The sequence below is a fragment of the Variovorax paradoxus genome (assembly GCF_040544635.1).
GTDB classification, from domain to species: Bacteria; Pseudomonadota; Gammaproteobacteria; order Burkholderiales; family Burkholderiaceae_C; genus Variovorax; species Variovorax paradoxus_R.
In genome coordinates this window covers 90,215-111,037 of record NZ_JBEPKJ010000011.1, presented here as the reverse complement: position 1 = coordinate 111,037, position 20,823 = coordinate 90,215, and the positions used below count along the sequence as shown (strand labels likewise).

20 protein-coding genes are annotated in these 20,823 nt (G+C 65.4%); 7 read left to right on the top strand and 13 right to left on the bottom strand.

From position 1 onward, the window contains the following. Positions 1-13 precede the first annotated feature (13 nt). The 5 genes from ABIC94_RS19110 to ABIC94_RS19090 form a co-directional block, all read right to left on the bottom strand. Positions 14-982: a ribonuclease Z gene (locus tag ABIC94_RS19110; protein ID WP_354374566.1), complete on the bottom strand. Its 969-nt coding sequence runs from the start codon at positions 980-982 to the stop codon at positions 14-16. Beyond that, entirely contained in the window at positions 976-1,665 is a 690-nt protein-coding gene (locus tag ABIC94_RS19105) for a zinc-ribbon domain containing protein (RefSeq protein WP_354374565.1), read from the bottom strand. Before ABIC94_RS19105 ends, ABIC94_RS19110 begins: the two co-directional genes overlap by 7 nt. A gap of 35 nt (positions 1,666-1,700) precedes the next feature. After that, a complete protein-coding gene (locus ABIC94_RS19100) occupies positions 1,701-2,930 on the bottom strand; it encodes an RtcB family protein (protein WP_354374564.1) in 1,230 nt (409 codons plus the stop codon). Between the two features lie 9 nt (positions 2,931-2,939). Further along, the gene (locus ABIC94_RS19095) at positions 2,940-3,941 is read right to left on the bottom strand and encodes a hypothetical protein (protein WP_354374563.1); all 1,002 of its coding nucleotides are present in this window, start codon (positions 3,939-3,941) and stop codon (positions 2,940-2,942) included. 276 nt (positions 3,942-4,217) lie between these two features. Next, positions 4,218-5,369 (bottom strand): slipin family protein, encoded by a 1,152-nt coding sequence (locus ABIC94_RS19090; RefSeq protein ID WP_354374562.1) that lies wholly within the window; start codon positions 5,367-5,369, stop codon positions 4,218-4,220. 711 nt (positions 5,370-6,080) lie between these two features. Here ABIC94_RS19090 and rtcR point away from each other — a divergent pair. The 5 genes from rtcR to ABIC94_RS19065 all read left to right on the top strand — a co-directional run bounded on the left by rtcR (position 6,081) and on the right by ABIC94_RS19065 (position 10,313). After that, positions 6,081-7,691: an RNA repair transcriptional activator RtcR gene (gene rtcR / locus ABIC94_RS19085; protein WP_354374561.1), complete on the top strand. Its 1,611-nt coding sequence runs from the start codon at positions 6,081-6,083 to the stop codon at positions 7,689-7,691. 52 nt (positions 7,692-7,743) lie between these two features. After that, positions 7,744-8,082, top strand: coding sequence for a VOC family protein (locus ABIC94_RS19080; RefSeq protein ID WP_354374560.1), 339 nt, complete (start codon positions 7,744-7,746; stop codon positions 8,080-8,082). Positions 8,083-8,136: 54 nt separating this feature from the next. Further along, positions 8,137-8,970: an alpha/beta hydrolase gene (locus tag ABIC94_RS19075; protein ID WP_354374559.1), complete on the top strand. Its 834-nt coding sequence runs from the start codon at positions 8,137-8,139 to the stop codon at positions 8,968-8,970. Then, positions 8,967-9,914, top strand: coding sequence for an ornithine cyclodeaminase family protein (locus ABIC94_RS19070; RefSeq protein ID WP_354374558.1), 948 nt, complete (start codon positions 8,967-8,969; stop codon positions 9,912-9,914). The genes ABIC94_RS19075 and ABIC94_RS19070 overlap by 4 nt, the downstream gene beginning before the upstream one ends. Positions 9,915-10,061: 147 nt before the next feature. Then, on the top strand, positions 10,062-10,313 hold the full coding sequence (locus tag ABIC94_RS19065) for a hypothetical protein (RefSeq protein ID WP_354374557.1): 252 nt from the start codon (positions 10,062-10,064) through the stop codon (positions 10,311-10,313). Positions 10,314-10,353: 40 nt separating this feature from the next. Here ABIC94_RS19065 and ABIC94_RS19060 read toward each other — a convergent pair whose 3' ends face one another. The 3 genes from ABIC94_RS19060 to ABIC94_RS19050 form a co-directional block, all read right to left on the bottom strand. Further along, positions 10,354-12,144, bottom strand: a complete 1,791-nt coding sequence (locus ABIC94_RS19060; protein WP_354374556.1) for a cytochrome c biogenesis protein DipZ — start codon at positions 12,142-12,144, stop codon at positions 10,354-10,356. 122 nt (positions 12,145-12,266) lie between these two features. Beyond that, complete coding sequence (locus ABIC94_RS19055; RefSeq protein ID WP_354374555.1) at positions 12,267-13,658, bottom strand: ATP-binding protein; 1,392 nt, start codon at positions 13,656-13,658, stop codon at positions 12,267-12,269. A 29-nt stretch (positions 13,659-13,687) separates the two neighbouring features. Next, positions 13,688-14,107: an organic hydroperoxide resistance protein gene (locus ABIC94_RS19050; protein ID WP_354374554.1), complete on the bottom strand. Its 420-nt coding sequence runs from the start codon at positions 14,105-14,107 to the stop codon at positions 13,688-13,690. A 220-nt stretch (positions 14,108-14,327) separates the two neighbouring features. On the opposite strand from ABIC94_RS19050, the gene ABIC94_RS19045 reads away from it, so the two are divergent. Then, positions 14,328-15,068, top strand: a complete 741-nt coding sequence (locus ABIC94_RS19045; protein ID WP_354374553.1) for a response regulator — start codon at positions 14,328-14,330, stop codon at positions 15,066-15,068. An 87-nt stretch (positions 15,069-15,155) separates the two neighbouring features. Here the strand turns inward: ABIC94_RS19045 and ABIC94_RS19040 are convergent, their stop codons facing one another. The 4 genes from ABIC94_RS19040 to ABIC94_RS19025 all read right to left on the bottom strand — a co-directional run bounded on the left by ABIC94_RS19040 (position 15,156) and on the right by ABIC94_RS19025 (position 18,528). Next, positions 15,156-15,743 (bottom strand): thioredoxin family protein, encoded by a 588-nt coding sequence (locus ABIC94_RS19040; protein ID WP_354374552.1) that lies wholly within the window; start codon positions 15,741-15,743, stop codon positions 15,156-15,158. 202 nt (positions 15,744-15,945) lie between these two features. Beyond that, the gene (gene pcaF, locus ABIC94_RS19035) at positions 15,946-17,151 is read right to left on the bottom strand and encodes a 3-oxoadipyl-CoA thiolase (RefSeq protein ID WP_354374551.1); all 1,206 of its coding nucleotides are present in this window, start codon (positions 17,149-17,151) and stop codon (positions 15,946-15,948) included. Positions 17,152-17,182: 31 nt separating this feature from the next. Continuing rightward, positions 17,183-17,830 carry a 3-oxoacid CoA-transferase subunit B gene (locus tag ABIC94_RS19030; protein ID WP_354374550.1) on the bottom strand — a complete coding sequence of 216 codons (648 nt, stop codon included), beginning with the start codon at positions 17,828-17,830 and terminating at the stop codon, positions 17,183-17,185. Then, positions 17,827-18,528, bottom strand: a complete 702-nt coding sequence (locus tag ABIC94_RS19025) for a 3-oxoacid CoA-transferase subunit A (protein ID WP_119552256.1) — start codon at positions 18,526-18,528, stop codon at positions 17,827-17,829. Before ABIC94_RS19025 ends, ABIC94_RS19030 begins: the two co-directional genes overlap by 4 nt. Before the next feature lie 208 nt (positions 18,529-18,736). Between ABIC94_RS19025 and ABIC94_RS19015 the strand changes: the two genes are divergently transcribed. After that, the gene (locus ABIC94_RS19015) at positions 18,737-19,531 is read left to right on the top strand and encodes an IclR family transcriptional regulator domain-containing protein (RefSeq protein WP_354374549.1); all 795 of its coding nucleotides are present in this window, start codon (positions 18,737-18,739) and stop codon (positions 19,529-19,531) included. Between the two features lie 102 nt (positions 19,532-19,633). On the opposite strand, the gene ABIC94_RS19010 is transcribed toward ABIC94_RS19015, so the two are convergent. After that, the gene (locus tag ABIC94_RS19010; protein ID WP_354374548.1) at positions 19,634-20,647 is read right to left on the bottom strand and encodes a Bug family tripartite tricarboxylate transporter substrate binding protein; all 1,014 of its coding nucleotides are present in this window, start codon (positions 20,645-20,647) and stop codon (positions 19,634-19,636) included. Positions 20,648-20,823 lie beyond the last annotated feature (176 nt).

Genomic DNA, 20,823 nt, shown 5'->3' with positions numbered 1-20,823 from the left:
GCCGCCGGATTTTTCATTCATCCGATCGGGCACGGGTGACAGTCACCTTGCCGGTGCTGTCGAGTTCAAAAACGTCCAGGTCGTTGGCCAGGAATGCGTTGCCGCGGTAGTGGGACTGGGTCTCCGCCATCAAGGCTGCCAGGCCCTCTTCGTTCTGGTGGCGCGGGCTCAGGTGCGTAAGAACCAGGTTGGGCACTCCCACGGATTGCGCAAACTCGGCCAGCAGGCGCGCAGAGCTGTGCATGGGGCCGGGCCCGACCTTGTCGAGCGCTTCCTGCGTGTAGGTGGCTTCGTGCACCAGCAGCTGCGCGCCTTCGCAGGCCGTGCGCAGCAGCGCGGGCTCGGCGTTGTCGCCTCCCAGCACGGCGCTTGCCGTATCGATCTGCGTTTCTGCAAAGTCGGCACTGCGCAGCACCGTGCCGTTGAAAGGCACGTCTTCGCCGTTCTGCAGCGCGCGCCATGCGGGCCCGGGCGGCAGGCCGGCCGCACGCAAGGCGTCGGCCTTGAGCCGCACGCGCCGAGTTTGCACCTGCACGCGGTAGGCGTGGCTGGGCACCCGGTGCCGCAGCACATGGCGCTCGATGCGCAGGCCCGGGGCTTCGTAGACCAGAGTCTCGGCGTCGAGATCCACATGCTCGACCTCGTACGGCAGATGCAGGTCCGTCAACCGGCGCGTCGCTTCGAACCACTGCCACACCGGCAGCGGCGCGATCAGCTTCAGCGGCTTGGTGCGCTTGCCCATGCCGGCGCTCGCGAGCAGCCCCGGCAGGCCGTAGCAATGGTCGCCGTGCACATGCGTGATGCAGACAGCCGCCATGTCGTGCAGCGACAGCGGCGTTTGCTGCAGGCGGTGCTGCGTGCCTTCGCCGCAATCGACCAGGAACCAGTCGGCGCCGAGCACGGTCTGCACCGCAAGGCCGGAAACGTTGCGCTGGCGCGTCGGTGTGCCCGAGGACGTACCCAGAAAAGTGAGCTTCAACATTCCCGATCTTTCTCCGCCCTTCGTGCCAGGGCTTTTTCCGCGGCATTCGCTGCTTCGCGTTCCCACGTCCCGTAGCTGCTTGCGCGGTCTGCAGCAAATGCTTGCAGCCGCTCGATCTGCCTGGGACCGCCCCACTGGCCCATGACTTCGATCGCGACCACGCGCAGGCTGCGCCACTTGCTCTGCAAGGCAGCCTCCACCTGCGCCAGTGCGTCGGCCGTCGGCTTTTCCGTTGTTGCCAGCGCGCGCAACCGGGCGACCTCGTCACCCAGCAGGTTGGCGCCTTCGTTCCGGAGCGCCGCGTCCCGCAACGCGCGGCGCGCTTGCCGGCATGCACGGCATCGAACCGCGTGGCTGTACACCGAGCCCTGCGCGACTTCGTGCCACCACTTCTGCTGCTTGGCCGTCCACACCTCTTTTGCGCCGCAATCGCGGCAGGTGTAGGCTTGGTCGAGATAGAAATCAGGCACTTCGCCAAAGGTGGTGTTGTAGTGCGCGAGCCGCGACTTGTCGGCCATGGCCATGCCCGGCACGAGACCGCCCGCCGACAGCTGACGGGCGTCTTGCGTGCGCAGCTGCACCTTCAGCGCAGCGGCGCGTTCGAGGCGATGCGCCTTGATTTCGGCGCGGCGTTGCTTGTTGCTTTTCATTGTTTGTTTGTCTATTCGATTGCCGTTGCACACGCCCACGCCCTCCGTCCTCAGACCAGCGCGGGCTTCTAACCCTTCACGCAAACCACCTGCTTGAGCGTGTAAACCACCTCCACCAGGTCTTTCTGCGCTTCCATCACCGCGTCGATGTCCTTGTAGGCCATCGGAATCTCGTCGATCACATCGGCGTCCTTGCGGCATTCCACGCCTTCGGTCGCGGCGATCTGGTCGGCGATGGTGAAGAGCTTCTTCGCCTTGGTGCGGCTCATCTTTCGACCCGCGCCGTGGCTGCAGCTCATGAAGCTCTCGGGGTTGCCCTTTCCGCGCACGATGTAGCTCTTGGCTCCCATGCTGCCGGGAATGATCCCGAGTTCGCCGGCCTTGGCGCTCACGGCGCCCTTGCGCGTGACGAGCACGTCTTCGCCGAAGTGCGTTTCGCGGCTCACATAGTTGTGATGGCAGTTCACCGCTTCCACGTGCGCCTCGAACGGCTTGGTGATGACCTTGCGCGCGGCCGCGACCACGCGCTGCATCATCACTTCGCGGTTGGCACGTGCGAACTTCTGGGCCCAGCCCACCGCACGCACATAGTCGCCGAAGTACTTGGCGCCTTCCTCGAAGTACGCCAGGTCCTGGTCGGGCAGGTTGCGCTGGTGCAGCTCGGCATCTTTCTTCGCGAGCTCGATGAAGTGCGTACCGATGGCATTGCCCACGCCACGCGAACCCGAGTGCAGCATGAACCACACGGCGCCCGCTTCGTCCAGGCACACCTCGATGAAGTGGTTGCCCGTACCCAGCGTTCCCAGGTGCTTGTGGTTGTTGGTGTTCTTGATGCGCGGGTAGTCCTCGCAGATCAGGTCGAACTCATCCACCAGCTTGGCCCAGGCCGCATCGGTTTCATCGGGCGGCGTTTCCCACGAGCCCTTGTCGCGGCCCATGCGCTTGGGGTTCGATCCGTGCGGCACGGCCTTCTCGATCGCGGAACGCAGCGGGCCCAGGTTATCGGGCAGGTCGCGTGCGTTGAGCGTGGTCTTGCACGCCATCATTCCGCAGCCGATGTCCACGCCCACCGCGGCCGGGATGATGGCCTTGAAGGTCGGAATCACCGAGCCCACGGTGGCGCCGATGCCGTAGTGCACGTCGGGCATGGCCGCGATGTGCTTGAACACGATGGGCAGGCGGGCCGCGTTCTCGAGCTGCTTTTGCGCTTCGTCTTCCACGGGCACGCCGTTCGTCCACATTTTCACGGGGACGCCGTTGGCTACCTGGTGCAGTTTGTAGTTCTTCTTGATTTCCATAATCTTCTTTCAACTGTTGAGGCTGACATTCGCCAGTAGTTTTTCAATAGCCCACGACGGCACCATCAGATCGCAAACCTCTTCCATACCCGGCAACTTCGAGAGCGAAAAGGCAACCTTTGAAGTCTCGTCATACACAACAAGGCCTCTTTCTGTAGCGCAGAGGGAAAGAATCGGCGCACCCGCACCAATACCTTGCAACGTTTTCGCTACTTGACCATCTCCCTCGGATACGAACCGCGCCAGTTCGTCAACCGTCTCACGCAGTCGGTTCATGATCAAAGTCACCTTCGTCGGAGTGGACGCACTGGTTATTCCCATTCCGGGGGACGCGTACATCGAGTCACCGAGAACAATGAATGGACTGAGTCCTCCCTCTCTAAGGGAATGGATCTCCGATTGACTCAAACGACTACCCGGCAAGACTCCTTTCAGCTTGAACCTCTCCATGTACGCCGGCCAGTTCCGATGAACGGTTTCGAGCAGCGAAAAATCGCTGAACCCGTCTCCGTTGGGATGCCTCAGTACATCGACAAAGACAACAGACTCGGCATCGACAATGCAGAAAGCAAGATAGTCGGCCGGAAACGAAAAATATCGGTCTGAAGGAATCAGTGTTGCATCGAGATGGAAGTGGGTAATTCCCCAGTCGGCCCACAGCAAGTTAGTCCTGTTTCCGCGCAGTTCGCGACTCACATCATGTTTGAGAAGGCCACGTCCCTGATAGGGATTGATATCTCTACCCTCCTCCATCACGCGAATCAACTGACTGAGGCCCTCTTGTGCTTTTACGGGAAGTTGAGAAACGGGAAACTTGTCGGAAAAGACGGTCCGGCGCGGAGAAGGGTCGACGTAGCGAAGTCTGAACTCCAGCCATCGAAATAGTGGTGAGCTCAGACTCTCAATCTCTTGGCTAAATTTAAGAGCGTGCGAACGAATAAGATCAGTTGCGATTCCATCCACACTTTCCTGAAAAATGGAGGCGACTTCCTGTGCATTCAGCTTGTACATGGTCAATATCTACTTAACAAAATTGGTGGACACGGCGGGATTCGAACCCGCATCAATACGGCGACCACGGTGTTTGAATCCATTGGCCCAGTCGACGATTGGAAACGCGCGCCAGTGACAGACCCGTCATCGGAGCCAGCACCTGCATCCTCAACCTTGCTCGTCGACCGGCTTTCCCGCCGCATCCGGTGCTACCCGGACTGCCGGCAATAACAACATTTTTGGCAGTGGCGCTCCCTTCTGTGCCTGCGTGCCCGTGTCTCTTTGCTCTGTCGCTCAAGAGCCGTTCGGCCGAAGCGTCACGAGCCCGTTGAGCACCTGGTCCAGACCGCCGATCACGGAGATCTTGTCGATCCGTTCCGCCACGCGTTCCAGCGTTTCGAGTTCCTTCATCCGCAGCGCGACGGGGTTTCCCTCCATCACCTTGGCAGTGTTCAGCAGCGAGCGAGTGGCCGCGGTTTCCTCGCGGCGACGGATCACGTTGGCCTGGGCCGACTTCTCCGCCTCCACCACCTGGGCGAGGATGGTCTTCATCTCGCCAGGCAGGATGATGTCCTTCACGCCCACGCTTTCCAGCGCAACGCCCGAACCCTCCAGCCGCTCGCGCACTTGCGCCAGCACCGTCTGGTCGATGGCCGCCTTGTTCTCCAGCAGCGCGTCGAGCGTTTGCTCGCCGACTGCGGCGCGCAGGCCGAACTGCAGCTCGCGATAGACATGCTCGGCCGGCTTCGGCATCTGCGCCATCGCCTGCCGCACGTCGACGTAGCGCCACACAGCCGACAGGTTCAGTCGCAGGCCCACCTTGTCGCGGGTCAGGATTTCCTGGCCGCTCACCTCGGCGATCTGCGAACGCAGGTCCACGCAAGTCACCGCCACCTGGCGGTTGAAGCGCCAGAAACCGTGGTTCCCCGGCGGCAGCATCGCCTGCATCTGCCCCTCGAGCGTCAACACGCCGGCATGGAACTCGGGCACCTGCACCAGCAGCACGCCCTCGAGCCCCTGCACCGCACGCGGACGCAGGGCCACGCTCTGCAGCTTTGCCAGCAGTTCGGCCGGCAGGCGCGCATCGGCCGCCACGTCGATTACCTCGACGCGCTGCTCGCGCAGCCCGCGCCAGTACAGCTTGCGCGTGGCAGGCGGCAGGATCTGCACCAGCACGCCGTCTTCATGGCGGAGGCCAACCTGGGTCTCGCCGAGCGAAACGTGCACGAACTCGCGCTCCACCAACTCGGGCTCGCGCGCCAGGAAGTAGTCGGCCAGCTCGTGCTCGAACGACGGCTCGGCAAGCGAGAAGCGCTCCAGCTTGATGGTGTCAAAAGCAGAGAACACGCGGTGCTTCCCCGGGCCGAGCAGTTGCTCGAAGTCGCCGTTGCGCAGCAGCAGCGCGCGTTCGTTCTTCTTGATCGTGTATTGATTGAAACCCAGCATTTTTTTCTCCCACTCGTTATTTGGTTCGGTTATTCGGGTTATCCGGTTCGTTCGTTCATTCATTCAATCCAGGCCCGCTAAAGGGCAGGCGGCGGGCACTGCGGTGGGCCAGGGCTGACGTGCAGCGGTCGCGCGGTTCGGTGGGTGCCTCCCGGCGTCGCGTGTGCAACGCCGTCACTTCCCTCGCCGTCGATGACTGCACGCAGTTCCTTGCCGCACACGCGGTGCACAAGCCGCCTGCGCTTGGCACGGTGTCGCGCGCCGCAGGGCTTTGTCGGCCCTGCGCCATCGCTCCGGTGTGCCGGGGCGGGGGGCTTTCGCCCCAACAGATGGCAGTGCAAGCACTGCCAGGTTTTTCGCGGGAATCGAACCCGCAACGCCATGTGGTTAGCACGGTGCTCAACCATGAGCAGAACTGAATCAAGTTCAGTCGCCAGCCAGTTCAACAGCGGCATACCGCGAGCCCAAGACAGGTCTGGCCTGCGGCACCGGGCCGCTTTCATGCGGCACCTGCGAGCAGATGAACTGCATCCGGACGGTTCATCTATTGCAGCAGGCGTGCCAGCTTGCGAAAAACCGCTCGTCCAGTGAGGCGGATGCGACGCAAGTTGTTGATTTGCAATGGAAATTCCTTTCTCCGGCCCTTACATGGCGGCTCTCGCATCTGATAATATTTCCACCAAATTTATAAATTTAGCTAGATTCATATCCATGAAGCCAACAGTTGTCATCGGTTTCCTCGGCACCCAGCTCGACGCCGGCCAGGGCACCGGCCGCTGGGAGAAGTGGCGCCCCACCGTCTCGCTCGCCCAGCACGACGACATGGTTGTCTCGCGCATCGAGTTGCTCTACACGCCGAGGCACAAGGCGCTCAGCGAAGTGGTGAGGGCCGACATCGCCACCGTGTCGCCCGAGACCCAGGTCAACCTGATTCCCGTCGACCTGGAAGACCCGTGGGATTTCGGCGAGGTCTACACGCGCCTGTACGACTGGGCACGCGCCTACCCGTTCGACACCGAGCGCGAGCAGTACTGGGCGCACATCACCACCGGCACGCACGTGGCGCAGATCTGCATGTTCCTGCTGGCCGAATCGCGGGTGATTCCGGGCGTGCTTGCGCAGACCTCGCCGCCCAAGCGGCAGCGCGCAGGCCATCCCGGCGAAATTGCGCTGATCGATCTCGACCTGTCGCGCTACGACGCGATTGCGCGGCGCTTCGACGCCGAGCAGCGCGACGCGGTCGCGTTCCTGAAGAGCGGCATCGCCACGCGCAATGCGCGCTTCAACGCGCTCATCGACGAAATCGAACGCGTGGCGGTGCGCTCGCGCGCGCCGATATTGCTGGTGGGGCCGACCGGTGCGGGCAAGTCGTTCCTGGCGCGGCGCATGTTCGAGCTGAAGCAGGCGCGGCACCAGATGACAGGGCCGTTCGTGGAGGTGAACTGCGCCACGCTGCGCGGCGACGGTGCCGCATCCACGCTCTTCGGCCACAAGAAGGGCGCCTTCACCGGCGCCGCGGGCGAGCGCGCGGGCCTGCTGCGCACGGCGCACCAAGGCGCGCTTTTTCTGGACGAGATCGGCGAGCTCGGCCTGGACGAACAGGCCATGCTGCTCAAGGCCATCGAGGAAAAGCGGTTCTTTCCGGTCGGTGCCGACAAGGAAGTGGAGAGCGACTTCCAGCTCATCGCCGGCACCAATCGCGATTTGCGCAGCGACGTGGCGGGCGGGCGTTTTCGCGAAGACCTGTTCGCGCGCATCAACCTCTGGACCTACGATCTGCCGGGCCTCGCACAACGGCCTGAAGACATCGAGCCCAACATCGACCACCTGCTGGCCATTCACGCGAGCGAGAACCATCGCGTGGTGCGCTTCAATGCCGAGGCGCGCGCGGCCTACCTGCGGTTTGCGCAAAGCGCCGAGGCGCTGTGGTGCGGCAACTTCCGCGACCTGTCGGCCAGCGTGACGCGGCTGTCCACGCTGGCGGACGGCGGGCGCATTCCGGTGGCGCTGGTCGAGGCCGAGATCGCACGGCTGCGGTGGCTGTGGAACCGCGAAGGCCCGAGGAGCGGGCATGGCGGCACTGCGGATGTCGACCTCGACGCCCTGCTCGGCAACGACCGCGCGGCCACGCTCGACCTGTTCGACCGGCTGCAACTGGAGGCGGTGGTGCGCGTGTGCCGCGAGTCGCGCAGCCTGTCGGATGCGGGGCGGCAACTTTTCCAGGCATCGCGCGCGCAGCGCAGCGTGGTGAACGACGCCGACCGGCTGCGAAAGTACCTCGCAAAGCATGGGCTCGAATGGAGCCGCATCGCCGCGGGCTGAGCTATCCTCCGCCGGGGCGGCCGTCTTCAGCCGCACTCCAAGGAGGAAACTCATGTCGCTGACACTGCTCCTGCGCTGCCACGATCTGGCCCAGACCCAGCGCTTCTACGTCGATGTTCTCGGCTTCACGGCCGTGCATTCGGCCGACAACACCCTGACGGTCGAGAAGCAGGGCGGCAAGCTCATCTTCACGCAGCAGGATCTCTGGAAGAGCCCGCCCACGTGCTCCGGCACCGTCTATTTCGCCATGGCCGATGCGGCTGCCTATTACGCCGCCGTCAAGGACAAGGCATCCATTGCCTGGCCGCTGCAGCAGATGCCGTACGGCTCCAGCGAATTCGGCGTTGTGGACTGCAACGGCTATCACCTTGCGTTCCGGCAGCAGGCCTGATCGGCCGGTCCGGAAGGCGCCCCATGCGGCCGGGCCTCACGGAAAGCACTTCTCATGAACTGGAAACCGGCCTTGTTCGCGCTGCCCGTATTCCTCACCGGCTGCGTTCAGTCGATGTTCTATTACCCCGACCGCGTGCGCTACGAAACGCCCGATGCGCTCGGGCTGCGCTACGAGGCGGTCCAGTTCAAGAGCGCTGACGGCACGCGCCTCAGCGGCTGGTTCATTCCCGCGGTGAACCGGCAGAGCCCGAAGGAAGCCAAGGGCACCGTGGTGCATTTCCACGGCAATGCGCAGAACATGTCTACGCACTGGCGCTTCGTGGCATGGCTGCCGAAGCAGGACTTCAACGTGTTCGTGTTCGACTACTGCGGCTACGGCGAGTCCGACGGCAAGCCGGAGCCCAAGGGCGTGTTCGAGGATTCCAGCGCCGCGCTCAACCATGTGCGCTTGCGTGCCGATGTCGACGCCGAGCGCCTTTTCGTTTTCGGCCAGAGCCTGGGCGGCACCAATGCGGTGGCTGTGGTGGGCTCGGGCAACCGGGCCGGCGTGAAGGCGGCGGCCATCGAGTCGACCTTTTATTCATACTCGTCGATTGCCAGCGAGAAGCTCCCTGGCGCCGGCCTGCTGGTGAGCGACGAATACGCCGCATCGAAATACATCGCGGCCGTTTCGCCCATTCCGCTGCTGCTGATCCATGGCACGGCCGACCCGGTCATCCCACATTCCCATTCGCGCCGACTGCTTGAAGCCGCTCGCGAACCCAAGCGCCTGATCGAAGTGGCCGGCGCCGGCCATCTCGAGCCGATGACGGAGCGCTTTGGCACCACTTACCAGCGTGCGCTGGTCGAATTCTTCGACGCCTCGCTGCGTCCACGGCAACCATGAAGCACTTCGACGAAACCGCCACGCGAGAACCGCTGGCCTTTGCGCGGCTCGTGCCCGCCCTGCGCGCCGCCTTCGCGGCCGAGGCGCAGGTGCCGCCGCGCCATGTGCACAGCATCGAGACCGCCGGCGGCGACAAGGGCACCGTGCTCATCATGCCGGCGTGGAGCGATGCGGGCTTTCTGGGCATCAAGACCATCAACGTCTTTCCTGGCAACAGCGCGCGCGGCCTGCCCGGACTGCATGCGACCTATGTTCTGTACGACGCGCGCACCGGCGTTCCGCTGGCGATGATGGACGGCAACGAGCTCACCGCGCGCCGCACGGCGGCCGCGTCGGCGCTCGGCGCTTCGTTTCTGGCACGCGCCGATGCACACCGCCTGCTGGTGCTGGGCACCGGCCGCATCGCGCGGCTGCTGCCTGCCGCGCATGCGGGCGTGCGCCCCATCGACGAGGTGCAGGTGTGGAACCACCGTCCGGAAGGCGCCGAAGCCCTGGCCGGGCAATGGCGTGCCGAAGGTTTCAACGCCCGCGCCGTCACCGGGCTGGAAGCGGCCGTGCGCCAAGCCGACATCGTGAGTTGCGCCACGCTGGCCACCGAGCCGCTGGTGCGTGGCGAATGGCTCGCGCCGGGCTCGCACCTGGACCTGATCGGCAGCTTCACGCCCGCGATGCGCGAGGCGGACGCGCACTGCTTCGCGGGCGCGCGCACCTTCATCGACACCCCCGAGGCGCTGCAGAAAGCGGGCGAGCTGCTCGACGCCATTGCGGCCGGCACGCTGCGCGCCGATGAGGTGCAAGGCACGTTGGCCGCACTCTGCCGGGGCGAACGAACAGGCCGCACGGGCAGCGAGGAGCGAACCGTGTTCAAGGCCGTGGGCAGCGCGCTGGAAGACCTGACGGCCGCCACGCTGGTGTGGCAGCACGCCGAATCGATCGCAGCCTAAGGCTTAAGGCTTAGAAAACCGGGGCCACGGCCCGGATGGATAGCCATTTACTGACAGACACATACGTCATGCGGCTGATGGCACGCCTCTTGCGCCAAGGCTAATCTGATGCCCATATCCAAAGCCAAAGGTCCAGAGGCCAGCCGCATGCTCACCATTTTTCAGAAAGCCACCATCCTCAGCAAAGCTGGTTTCGAAGTGCCCGCCTGTCCGGGCGAAGACCCATCGGCCACCTCGACCAGCGTGGTTTCGCAAAAAATGCACGAATGGGGCAAGGCCATCGAAACGCTGTACGTTGCCTACGTGGCCGCCCGCGCGGCCAAGAGCCTGCGGGACGCCGAAGAATCGCGGCAGGCGGACATGCTGCGGCGGCTTTCATTGACCGCCTGGGCCGCCTGACACCCGTCCACCTGCCCGCCCCGGGCCGCGTCGTCGGTGCTCAGCCGAAGGTAAACGCGTAGGCCTGCGCGCCGGCATCGAGAAACTCGATTTCGAACAACCGGTCTTTCCCGTTCGCCGCCTGGCGCACCAATTGATAGAGTTTCTGCGCATCGATGACGCCATGGCCCTCTGCATCGGTGTCGGAGCCGTGATCCGCCAGCGGCGGCTTTCCATCCACCAGCACCCTGAAGCGCACCGGCTTGCCGTTGGCCGCGGGCCCAAGCACCAGATGCAGGTCGCGCGCCTGAAAGCGATAGGCGATGCGCCCGTTGGCGCTGTTCAGCACGGCCCGCTCCGCCTCCACCGTCCAGTCGCCGGCCAGCGCCCACTGGTTGGTGCGCAGCGAAGAAGCGGGCTGGTAGACCTTGGCACGATCCCGCGCGATGCCGCCGGACGAAGCAAAGCCGTGCGCACGCTCATGGCCCAGGTAAGTTTCCCCGGACAAGGTGGGCTCAGGGCTGGGCGGGGCCTGGGTACCCTGCCCCAGCGGCGCCACCAGGCCGGCGGCGGCGATGCGGGTCTGTCCCGCCTCCGCCAGCAGCTGCTGGATGACTTGTTCGGCCTTGTCGTACCGGCCCTCGCCGAACTGGTGATGACGGATGCGACCCTCTGCATCGATGAAGTAGAACGCGGGCCAGGCCTGGTTGCCGAAGGCACGCCAGATCGCGTAATCGTTGTCCATGGCCACCGGAAAGCCGATGCCCAGATCTTTGGTTGCCCTGCGCACGTTGGCCGCGCGCTTCTCGAACGCGAACTCGGGCGTGTGGACGCCGAGGACGACAAGCCCCGCGTCCTTGTACTTCTCGGCCCATGCGTTGAGATAGGGCAGCGTGCGCAGGCAGTTGATGCACGAGTAGGTCCAGAAATCGACGAGCACCACCTTGCCGCGCAGCGCTTCCGGCGTGAGCGGCGGGGAGTTGATCCATTCGGTTGCGCCGGCAAGCGAAGGAAAGTGCCCTTCCACCCTGAGGTTGAGAGCGGGCGGCGCCACGCGGCTTGCCGACACGCGCGCAAAGCCCGTGCCCTCGCGCACGATGGCCGCTTCCGCCTGCGGTGCCTGCGGCTTGCGTTCCTGGATGCGATCGACCAGCGCCTGCTCCAGGTCCGATGTCGTGCCCACTGAAAGACGCGCGAGCAAGCCGGTGTCCAGCCCCAGCGCGATGGCGCCCACGCCCACCAGCACGGCCGCACCGGCGGCGCGCCGCACCCATTCGCCGGTGTGCAGCGACCGCTTCATGGCCGAGAACAGCCGGCCGCCGAACAACAGCGCAGCCGCGAGCGACGTGCACGCCCCGGCGGCATAGGCGAGCAGCAGCAGCGAGGTGCCGGCACTCGCGCCGTTGAGCGCCGCACCGGTCAGGATCAAACCCAGGATCGGGCCCGCGCATGGCGCCCAGAGCAGGCCCGTGCCCACGCCCAGCAACAGCGGCGAGAACACCGACGGCGCATCCCGGCCGCCGCGCGGCTCGGAAATGCGCAGGCCCAGCGCCACCAGCGGCCGGCTCATGCGGTCGGCAACGCTTGGGAACAGCAGCGTCACCCCGAACAGCGCGAGCATTGCAATGGCGGCATGGCGCCCGTATTCGTTGAGCGTGACGATCCAGCCGCCACCTACCGCCGCCAGCGTGGCAACGGCGGCAAAGGCCAGTGCCATGCCCAGCAGCATCGGCAGGCCGTGCGTGCGGAACGGACGGTCGGCGCGTGCAAACACGAAAGGCAGCACCGGCAGGATGCAGGGGCTCAGGATGGTGAGCACCCCGCCCAGGTAGGCAATGAGGAGGATGAGCATGATGTCTTCGCGATCGGCAATGGGTTGATGCAACCTTCGAGGGGCGTGCGAGGTCTGCGCGGTCTCGCTGCACGAGCCGCTGCTTCAGAGGTCGGTGGAATACGAGCCGCCGCGGGAGCGGCTCAGTTCTGAGGTGGAGGTGCGGTGGTCATCGTGAGCCGGGCTTCGAGCCCGCCTTCGGCGCGGTTGTGCAGCTGGAGTTCGGCGCCCATGGCCATGGCGAGCTGGTGCGCAATGGCCAGGCCCAGGCCGGTGCCGCCAGTGCCGCGGTTGCGCGAACTCTCGACGCGGTAGAAGGGTTTGAGCACCGCTTCGAGCTCGCCGGGCGGAATGCCCGGCCCGTTGTCGAGCACGCTCACCACCAGCCTGCCGTCCTCGGCGTGCACGTGCAGACGCACGTCGCTGCCGAACTTCAGTGCGTTGTCGATCAGGTTCATCAAGATCCTGCGCAGCGCATTGGGGCGGCTCACGATCGGCGCACCGGCCTTGCCTGCGAGCCGCACCTGCTGGCCCACGTCTTCATAGTCGGCCACCATGCTCTCGAGCAGCGCATCGGCATCGATGCGCAATGGCGGCTCCGCGGCGCCGTGGAGCGTGCGCGCATAAGTGACGCCTTCGCGCACCAGCGAGTGCATGGCGTCGAGGTCTTGCCGGAACTTCTCGCGGTCGTGCTCGTTGTCCATCAGGTCGGTACGAAGCCGCATCCGCGTAATGGGCGTCTGCAGGTCGTGCGAGATGGCCGCGAGAATTTCGACGCGTTCGGCCATGTAGCCGGCAATGCGCTGCTGCATGGCATTGAAGGCGCGCGCCGCATGCGCCACTTCGGTCGGCCCTTCTTCCGCAAGCGCCTGGCCCTTCAGGTCGGGGCCGAGGTGGTCGGCCGCGTCGGAAAGCTGCGCGAGCGGCCGCGTGACCAGCCTCACCGCATACCAGGCGCACACGGCCAGCACCAGCAGCTGAACGGCAAGCAGCCACATCACCCAGCCCGACACCGGCATGCCCACGCGCATGGCGTGAACCACCACGGAAGACCCGTCGCCGAGCCGCACCTGGATCTGCAGGCCCTCGGGCGGCCACGCCACCTCGCCGACCTTGACGATCTCGAAGGGGCGCATCGCATCGACGATGGCCGCGGCAAACTGCCGCGATGCCGGTGAGCCGGGGTCGGTGCCCTCCGCGCGGCCGCCCAGCACGAAGCGGTAGTTGCGCCGCGCCAACCGGTCGAGCCAGCCGGCGCGTTCCGCCGCCGGCAGGCGATCGAGAATGGCGACCGAGCTGGCGATGTCGCGCTCGATGCCGATCATCATCAGCTCGCGAAGCGCCATGTTCCGCTCGTAGCGAATCGCGGCAAAGGTGAGCAACTGCGCGACGGCCAGGCCCACCACGATGATCAGCGTCACCCGGTAGAACAGCGAACCGGGAAGCAGCCGGCGCCACCCTCTGGCGCCACTTGCCGCACTTGCCGCATTCGGGGCACCGGCCGGGTTCGCAGAAAGATTCGCGGGAGGGGGCATGGGCACTTTCTATATGCAGCGGGGATGGCTCACACCAGATTGATGGCAACGTCGATGTTGCCTCGGGTGGCCTTGGAGTATGGGCAGGTCTGGTGCGCGGCGTCCGTCAGTGCTTTTGCCACTTCCCTGTCGAGGCCCGGCAGGCTCACGTTGAGGCGCGCCTGCAGAAAATACTCGCTGCCGGCCACGCCCAGGTCGACTTCGGCGTCCACCGCCAGGTCGGGCGGCAGCGTGACTTTCATCTTGCCGGCCGCCTTGCCCATGGCGCCGATGAAGCAGGCCGACCAGCCCGCGGCAAACAGCTGCTCGGGGTTGGTGCCGGTGCCCGCGCTGCCGGGCGACGAGAGCTTGATCTCGAGCCGGCCATCGGAGCTGCGCGCTTCGCCGTCGCGGCCTCCCGAAGAGGTGTGGGTCTTGCCGGTGTAGAGAACTTTTTCGATACGGGACATGGCGATTCCTTGGTGAGCGTTGATGCGGGTAGATGTGGGTTGGTTCGGGAACGAACGGATTGTTGGGCCGCCTCCGCCCTGCCGACACACATTGCGTATTCCTATGTATCCGCGCGAGAAATCCACACACTACGTTTCACTGCCTGCGCCCTTTGCGCGGCCGGAGCGCTACATTGCGGCTGCGGGCGCTCCCCCGCACCACATCCTCCCTCCCACTGCCATGACGCCAAAGACTTCCGACCACATCCTCATCGTCGACGACGACCGGGAGATTCGCGAGCTGCTCACGACCTACCTGGTGAAGAACGGCCTGCGCGTGGTCGCGGTGCCCACCGGCCGGCACATGCGCGCGGCGCTGGAAGAGTCGGGCCCGTTCGACCTGATCATTCTCGACCTGATGTTGCCCGGCGAAGACGGGCTCACGCTCTGCCGCGACCTGCGCACCGGCAAGTACAAGGCCACGCCCATCCTCATGCTGACCGCGCGCAGCGAGGAGGCCGACCGCATCCTCGGCCTTGAAATGGGCGCTGACGACTACCTGGCCAAGCCTTTTTCCGCGCGCGAACTGCTCGCGCGCCTGCGCGCCGTGATGCGCCGCACGCGCATGCTGCCGCCGAACATGGGCGCCGTCGAGGCGGCACAGAAGCTGGGGTTTGGCGAATGGCAGGTCGACACCGTGGCGCGCCACCTGATCGACGACAGCGGCGTGATGGTGGCACTGAGCGGCGCCGAGTACCGGCTGCTGCGCGTGTTTCTGGACCACCCGCAAAAGGTGCTGAGCCGCGACCAGCTGCTGAGCCTGACCCAGGGCCGCGAAGCCGAGCTCTTCGAGCGCTCCATCGACCTGCTCGTGAGCCGGCTGCGCCAGCGCCTGCGCGACGATGCGCGCGAGCCCCGCTACATCAAGACCGTGCGCAGCGAAGGCTATGTCCTCGCTTCGGCTGTCGAAGCGATAGGCTGACCGACGCGATGCACTGGCAACTGGTCGGGTTGCGCACCTCGTGCGCCACGCCGCCCGCCAGGAACAGCAGCGCGAACCAGAGCTTCTTCATTTCAGGCTGCCGGTCGGCGCGGTAGCGGCACCAGGGGCAGCGGCGGAAGGCTCTGCAAGAAGCGCCTGGATCTTCTTCTCGGTGGCACCGTAGCTGCCCTCGCCAAAGTGTGAGTAGGCAATGCGCCCCTCCTTGTCGATCAGGTACACCGCCGGCCAGTACTGGTTGTTGAAAGCCTTCCAGGTGCCGTAGCTGTTGTCTTGCGCCACCGCGTGTTGTATCTGCAGGCGCTGAATGGCGTCTTTCACGTTCTTTGTCGACTTTTCGAACGCGAACTCCGGCGTGTGCACCCCCACCACGGTGAGGCCCTTGTCCTTGTACTTCTCGTGCCACTCCTTCACGTGCGGCAGGTGGTTGAGACAGTTGATGCAGGTGTAGGTCCAGAAATCGACCAGCACCACCTGGCCGCGCAGCGCTTCGAGCTTCAGCGGCGGCGAGTTGAGCCAAGTGTCTATGTTCTGGAACTCCGGCGCAGTCCGCACCACGCCCGCGGGCGTATTGCCGCCGAGCTGCGGCGCGGCAAACGTCAAGGCGCCCACCGACGCGGCAATGGCCGCGCCGATGGCAATGCGGGAGAGCTTCATGGTGATTTCCTTTGGCCCATGCGCAATGGGCGCGGGTTGATGACGGGCGGATTGTTTTCCGCCCATCGAGCCCCTGGCGCACATTGCGTATGCCTCAGTGTCGAGGCTGGAAATCAACACACTACGTTTCACAAGGCGGGTGTGCGCGCCCCGTCTCGATCGAGTCAACCAGCCGGACGGCAAGCTGCGTCCGGCGCGGTTCTCAGACCCGTTCCAGGATCACCGCAATGCCCTGCCCCACGCCGATGCACATCGTGCACAGCGCGTAGCGGCCGCCGCCCTTGTGCAGCTGGTTCACCGCGGTGGTGGCAAGGCGCGCGCCGCTGGCACCCAGCGGATGGCCGAGCGCAATGGCGCCGCCGTTGATGTTGACGCGCGCGTCGTCGTCCTTCAGGCCCAGCAGGCGCAGCACGGCGAGGCCTTGCGCGGCGAAGGCCTCGTTGAGTTCGATGACGTCGATCTGGTCGATGGTGAGGCCGGTGAGCGCCAGCACCTTCTGCGTGGCGGGCGCGGGGCCGATGCCCATCACGCGCGGCGCAACGCCGGCGGTGGCCATGCCGACCACGCGGGCGCGTGGCGTCAAGCCGTGCTTCGCGGCGCTGGCTTCGTCGGCCAGCAGCAGCGCGCAGGCGCCGTCGTTCACGCCGCTGGCATTGCCGGCGGTCACGGTGCCATCGGGGCGCACCACGCCCTTGAGCTTGGCGAGCGACTCCAGGCTGGTTTCGCGCGGATGCTCGTCCTTGTTGACGATGAGCGCGTCGCCCTTCTTCTGCGGCACGGTCACGGGCACGATCTCGGCATCGAAGAAGCCGGACTTCTGCGAGGCCACGGCGCGCAGCTGCGAGTTGAGCGCCATCAGGTCTTGCGCTTCGCGCTCGATCTTGTAGTCGGTGGCCACGTTCTCGGCCGTCTCGGGCATGGAGTCGACGCCGTACTGCGCCTTCATGAGCTTGTTGACGAAGCGCCAGCCGATGGTGGTGTCGTACACCGCGTTGTTGCGGCTGAAGGCGCTTTCGGCCTTGGGCATGACGAAGGGTGCGCGGCTCATGCTTTCCACGCCGCCGGCGATCATGAGGCCGGCTTCACCGGCGCGGATGGCACGGGCTGCGGTGCCCACCGCATCGAGGCCCGAACCGCACAGGCGGTTGATGGTGGCGCCGCCGAGTTCGAGCGGCAGGCCCGCGAGCAGCGCCGACATGCGCGCGACGTTGCGGTTGTCTTCGCCGGCCTGGTTGGCGCAGCCGTAGAGCACGTCGCTCACGGCCTGCCAGTCGACGTTCTTGTTGCGTTCCATCAGCGCCCTGAGAGGCACGGCGCCGAGGTCGTCGGTGCGCACGCTGCTGAGCGAACCGCCGTAGCGGCCGAAGGGGGTGCGAACGGCGTCGCAGATGAAGGCTTGGTTGGTCATGTCTTTTGTCTCAACGGTGAATGAATCCGCTTCATGCGGCGATGGGAAGGCCCACGAGCTTCTCGAGTTCTTCGCGGGTCAGGCCGTCGACCAGATCGACGAGCTTCAGGCCCTCGGGCGTGCATTCGAGCGTAGCAAGGTCGGAGTACACGCGCTTCACGCAGCCGATGCCGGTGAGCGGATAGGTGCATTCCTGCACCAGCTTGCTCGCGCCCTGCTTGGTGAGCAGGTCCATCATCACCCAGGTCTGCTTCGCGCCGATGGCCAGGTCCATGGCGCCGCCGACGGCGGGAATGGCGTCTTTCTCGCCCGTGTGCCAGTTGGCGAGGTCGCCGGTGGCCGAAACCTGGAAGGCACCGAGCACGCAAATGTCGAGATGGCCGCCGCGCATCATCGCGAAGCTGTCGGCATGGTGAAAGAAAGAGCCGCCCGGCAGCAGCGTGACGGGCTGCTTGCCGGCATTGATGAGGTCGTAGTCTTCTTCGCCGGCCGCGGGCGCGGGGCCCATGCCGAGAATGCCGTTCTCGCTCTGCAGAATGACCTCGCGGCCCTTCGGCAGGTGGTTGGCCACCAGCGTGGGCTGGCCGATGCCGAGGTTGACGACGGCGCCGTCGAAGATGTCCTGCGCCACGCGGGCGGCGAGCTGGTCCTTGGTGCGGCGTGTGTATGCCATGTTCATGCTGCTTTCTTGAAACCGCCGGCTTGCGTGGCCACGCGTTCGATGCGCACCACCTGGTGCACGAAGATGCCCGGGGTCACGATGGTCTCGGGGTCAAGCGTGCCGAGTTCGGCAATGTCGTGCACGGTGGCAATGGTCTTCTTCGAGGCCATGGCCATCACGGGGCCGAAGTTGCGCGCGGCCTTGCGGTAGACCAGGTTGCCCCAGCGGTCGCCGCGCTCGGCCTTGATGAGTGCCACGTCGCCATGGATGGGGTACTCCAGCACGTACTGCTTGCCGTCGATCTCGCGGGTTTCGCGGTTGCCCGCGAGCTGCGTGCCGTAGCCCGTCGGGCAGAAGAAGGCGCCGATGCCGGCGCCCGCCGCGCGAATGCGCTCGGCCAGGTTGCCCTGGGGCACCAGTTCGAGTTCGAGCTTGCCGCTGCGGTAGAGCCCGTCGAACACCTGGCTGTCGGCCTGGCGCGGAAAGCTGCAGATGATCTTGCGCACGCGGCCGGCCTTGAGCAGCGCGGCCAGGCCGGTTTCGCCGTTGCCGGCATTGTTGTTGACGACGGTGAGGTCCTTGGCGCCCTGCTCGACGAGGCCGTCGATGAGTTCGCCGGGAATGCCGGCGGTGCCGAAGCCGCCGATGAGAACCGTGGCGCCGTCCTGGATGCCTGCGAGGGCATCGGCGACCGAGCGCGCGATCTTGTTGATCATGAAGCCTTGTCTCCGGGAGTGAAGAAAGAAACCGGATCGCCTGCGAGCCGCAGGCGATCCGCTTGAACGACCGTACGAACCAACGAACCAACGAACCAACCAACCAACCAACCAACCAACCAACGAATCGATCGATTCTGCGAACCGTCAGTTTGTTCGTCTAAAGAACATTTGTTCGTATAATGAATTCTAAAGAGGATCACCCCGCATGGCAACCCACGTCCAGAAACCCAATGCTCCAGAGGTACCCGCCCCCGGCGACAGCTACGTGCAGTCGTTCGCGCGCGGGCTGCAGGTGATTCGCTCGTTCAGCGAAAGCGCACCGCGCCAGACATTGAGCGAGGTGGCGGCCTCGAGCGGGCTCACGCGGGCCGGGGCGCGGCGCATTCTGCTCACGCTGCAGACGCTGGGCTACGTGGTGACCGACGGCAAGCTCTTCACGCTTACGCCGCGCATCCTCGACCTGGGCTTTGCATATCTCTCTTCCATGCCGATATGGAACCGCGCCGAGCCGGTGATGGAAGCGCTGGTGCAAGAGGTACAGGAGTCTTGCTCGGCCGCCGTGCTGGACGCAACCGACATCGTCTACGTGATGCGCGTGCCCACGCAGAAGATCATGCGCATCAGCCTGGGCGTGGGTTCGCGGCTGCCCGCTTACTGCACGTCGCTCGGCCGGCTGCTGCTGGCCGACCTGGACGACGACGAGGTGCGCACGCGGCTCGAGGCTTCCGAGCGCGAGGCGCTCACCAAGCACACGGTGACCGATGTCGATGCGCTCATGGCCAAGGTGGCACAGGCGCGCAGGCAGCAGTGGTGCCTGGTGAACCAGGAGCTTGAAGAAGGCCTGATTTCGGTGGCCGCGCCCATCGTCAACCGCCAGGGCCGCATGGTCGCGGCGCTGAACATCAGCGGGCAGGCCAACCGCACCAGCGCCAAGGTGATGCAGGAGACGATGCTGCCGGCGCTGGTCGATGCCGCAAAGAAGGTCTCCCAACTGCTGTAAAGAGAAAGGGCCCATTCCAGCGCACCCGCGGAACCGGCTTTGCCGGGCCGCCGGGTGCGCCCCCCAGTGGGGGGAGGCGCCGAAGGCGCTTCGGGGGGCGTCCTAAGTCTCTGAGTGGATGCCCTTCATGATGATCACGCCGCCAAGGCGCGCCGTGTCGGCGCGCATGCGCTTGGCCAGCGCATCGGGCGTGCCCGGTTGCGCCTGCCAGCCGGTCTTCAACAGGGCCTGGCTCACGTCGGGCGAGCTGGTCACCTCGACCAGCGCGGCATTCAGCTTGGCAATGGCCGCCGGCTTCATGCCCGCGGGCGCGGCCAGCGCGGTCCAGATCTCCAGATCGGCGCCGCGCACGTCGGCGTCGCGAATGGTGGGCAGCTCGTTGGCCAGCGGGCTGCGCTCGGGCGACGTCACGCCGATGGCCTTGATCTTTCCAGACTTCACATGCGGCATGGCCAGGCCGGGCGGCAGGAGCGCCAGCTGGATCTCGCCCGCCAGCAGGCCGGCGATGACTTGCGGGTTGCCGGTGTAGGGCTTGTGCTGGGCGGTGATGGCGGCGCGGCTCTTGATGAGCTCCATGCCCAGATGGCCCACGGTGCCCACGCCCGGCGTGCCGTACTTGCCGCTGCTGCTGAGATTGCGCGTCCACAGCAGCAGGTCGGCCGCCGTCTTGCCGGTCGCGTTGCCCGACACCACGAGCACGAGCGGCGCCGTGCCGATCATGCCGACCGGCAGGAAGTCTTTCTCGGGATCGAAGCTGAGCTTGGGATTGAGCAGCTTGGCAATGGTGAGGTTGCCGTTGATCAATGCGCCGAAGGTGTGATCGTCGGTGGCCTTGGCCACCTGGTCGGCCACCAGGTTGCCGCTGGCGCCGGGCTTGTTCTCTACGGTGACGGGCTGGCGCAGGATTTTCGACAGCGGCTCCGCGATGGCGCGGGCTGCAAGGTCGGGCGATGCGCCGGCGGGAAAGCCCACCAGGATACGAACAGGCTTGGTGGGCCACGCGTCGCTGCCGGCCGCGCCGGTTGCGCTGCGCTGTGCCAAGGAACCCGGCGCAAAAAGCGATGCGGCAAATGCTGCTGCGCCGCTTTCGAGCAAGCGGCGTTTGGTGATCTTCAAGATGACTCCAGAGAGTGAAGGGACTGGGCGATTGTTGACAATCTGCTTACACAACGTTACATGATCGTTCGGCGTTGCGCAAGTCGATGCGTATTCATCGATGTGGCTATGCAATGAGCTGTTGACAGCCGCAGCCGCTCGAATGCGCGGACTGGCAGCGCAACTGTTGCGTCCAA

Coding starts and splice junctions, on each gene's coding strand:
- ABIC94_RS19110 (WP_354374566.1), bottom strand. CDS start 982: ATGTTGAAGCTCACTTTTCTGGGTACGTCCTCGGGCACACCGACGCGC.
- ABIC94_RS19100 (WP_354374564.1), bottom strand. CDS start 2,930: ATGGAAATCAAGAAGAACTACAAACTGCACCAGGTAGCCAACGGCGTC.
- ABIC94_RS19095 (WP_354374563.1), bottom strand. CDS start 3,941: ATGTACAAGCTGAATGCACAGGAAGTCGCCTCCATTTTTCAGGAAAGT.
- ABIC94_RS19090 (WP_354374562.1), bottom strand. CDS start 5,369: ATGCTGGGTTTCAATCAATACACGATCAAGAAGAACGAACGCGCGCTG.
- rtcR (WP_354374561.1), top strand. CDS start 6,081: ATGAAGCCAACAGTTGTCATCGGTTTCCTCGGCACCCAGCTCGACGCC.
- ABIC94_RS19080 (WP_354374560.1), top strand. CDS start 7,744: ATGTCGCTGACACTGCTCCTGCGCTGCCACGATCTGGCCCAGACCCAG.
- ABIC94_RS19075 (WP_354374559.1), top strand. CDS start 8,137: ATGAACTGGAAACCGGCCTTGTTCGCGCTGCCCGTATTCCTCACCGGC.
- ABIC94_RS19070 (WP_354374558.1), top strand. CDS start 8,967: ATGAAGCACTTCGACGAAACCGCCACGCGAGAACCGCTGGCCTTTGCG.
- ABIC94_RS19065 (WP_354374557.1), top strand. CDS start 10,062: ATGCTCACCATTTTTCAGAAAGCCACCATCCTCAGCAAAGCTGGTTTC.
- ABIC94_RS19060 (WP_354374556.1), bottom strand. CDS start 12,144: ATGCTCATCCTCCTCATTGCCTACCTGGGCGGGGTGCTCACCATCCTG.
- ABIC94_RS19055 (WP_354374555.1), bottom strand. CDS start 13,658: ATGCCCCCTCCCGCGAATCTTTCTGCGAACCCGGCCGGTGCCCCGAAT.
- ABIC94_RS19050 (WP_354374554.1), bottom strand. CDS start 14,107: ATGTCCCGTATCGAAAAAGTTCTCTACACCGGCAAGACCCACACCTCT.
- ABIC94_RS19045 (WP_354374553.1), top strand. CDS start 14,328: ATGACGCCAAAGACTTCCGACCACATCCTCATCGTCGACGACGACCGG.
- ABIC94_RS19040 (WP_354374552.1), bottom strand. CDS start 15,743: ATGAAGCTCTCCCGCATTGCCATCGGCGCGGCCATTGCCGCGTCGGTG.
- pcaF (WP_354374551.1), bottom strand. CDS start 17,151: ATGACCAACCAAGCCTTCATCTGCGACGCCGTTCGCACCCCCTTCGGC.
- ABIC94_RS19030 (WP_354374550.1), bottom strand. CDS start 17,830: ATGAACATGGCATACACACGCCGCACCAAGGACCAGCTCGCCGCCCGC.
- ABIC94_RS19025 (WP_119552256.1), bottom strand. CDS start 18,528: ATGATCAACAAGATCGCGCGCTCGGTCGCCGATGCCCTCGCAGGCATC.
- ABIC94_RS19015 (WP_354374549.1), top strand. CDS start 18,737: ATGGCAACCCACGTCCAGAAACCCAATGCTCCAGAGGTACCCGCCCCC.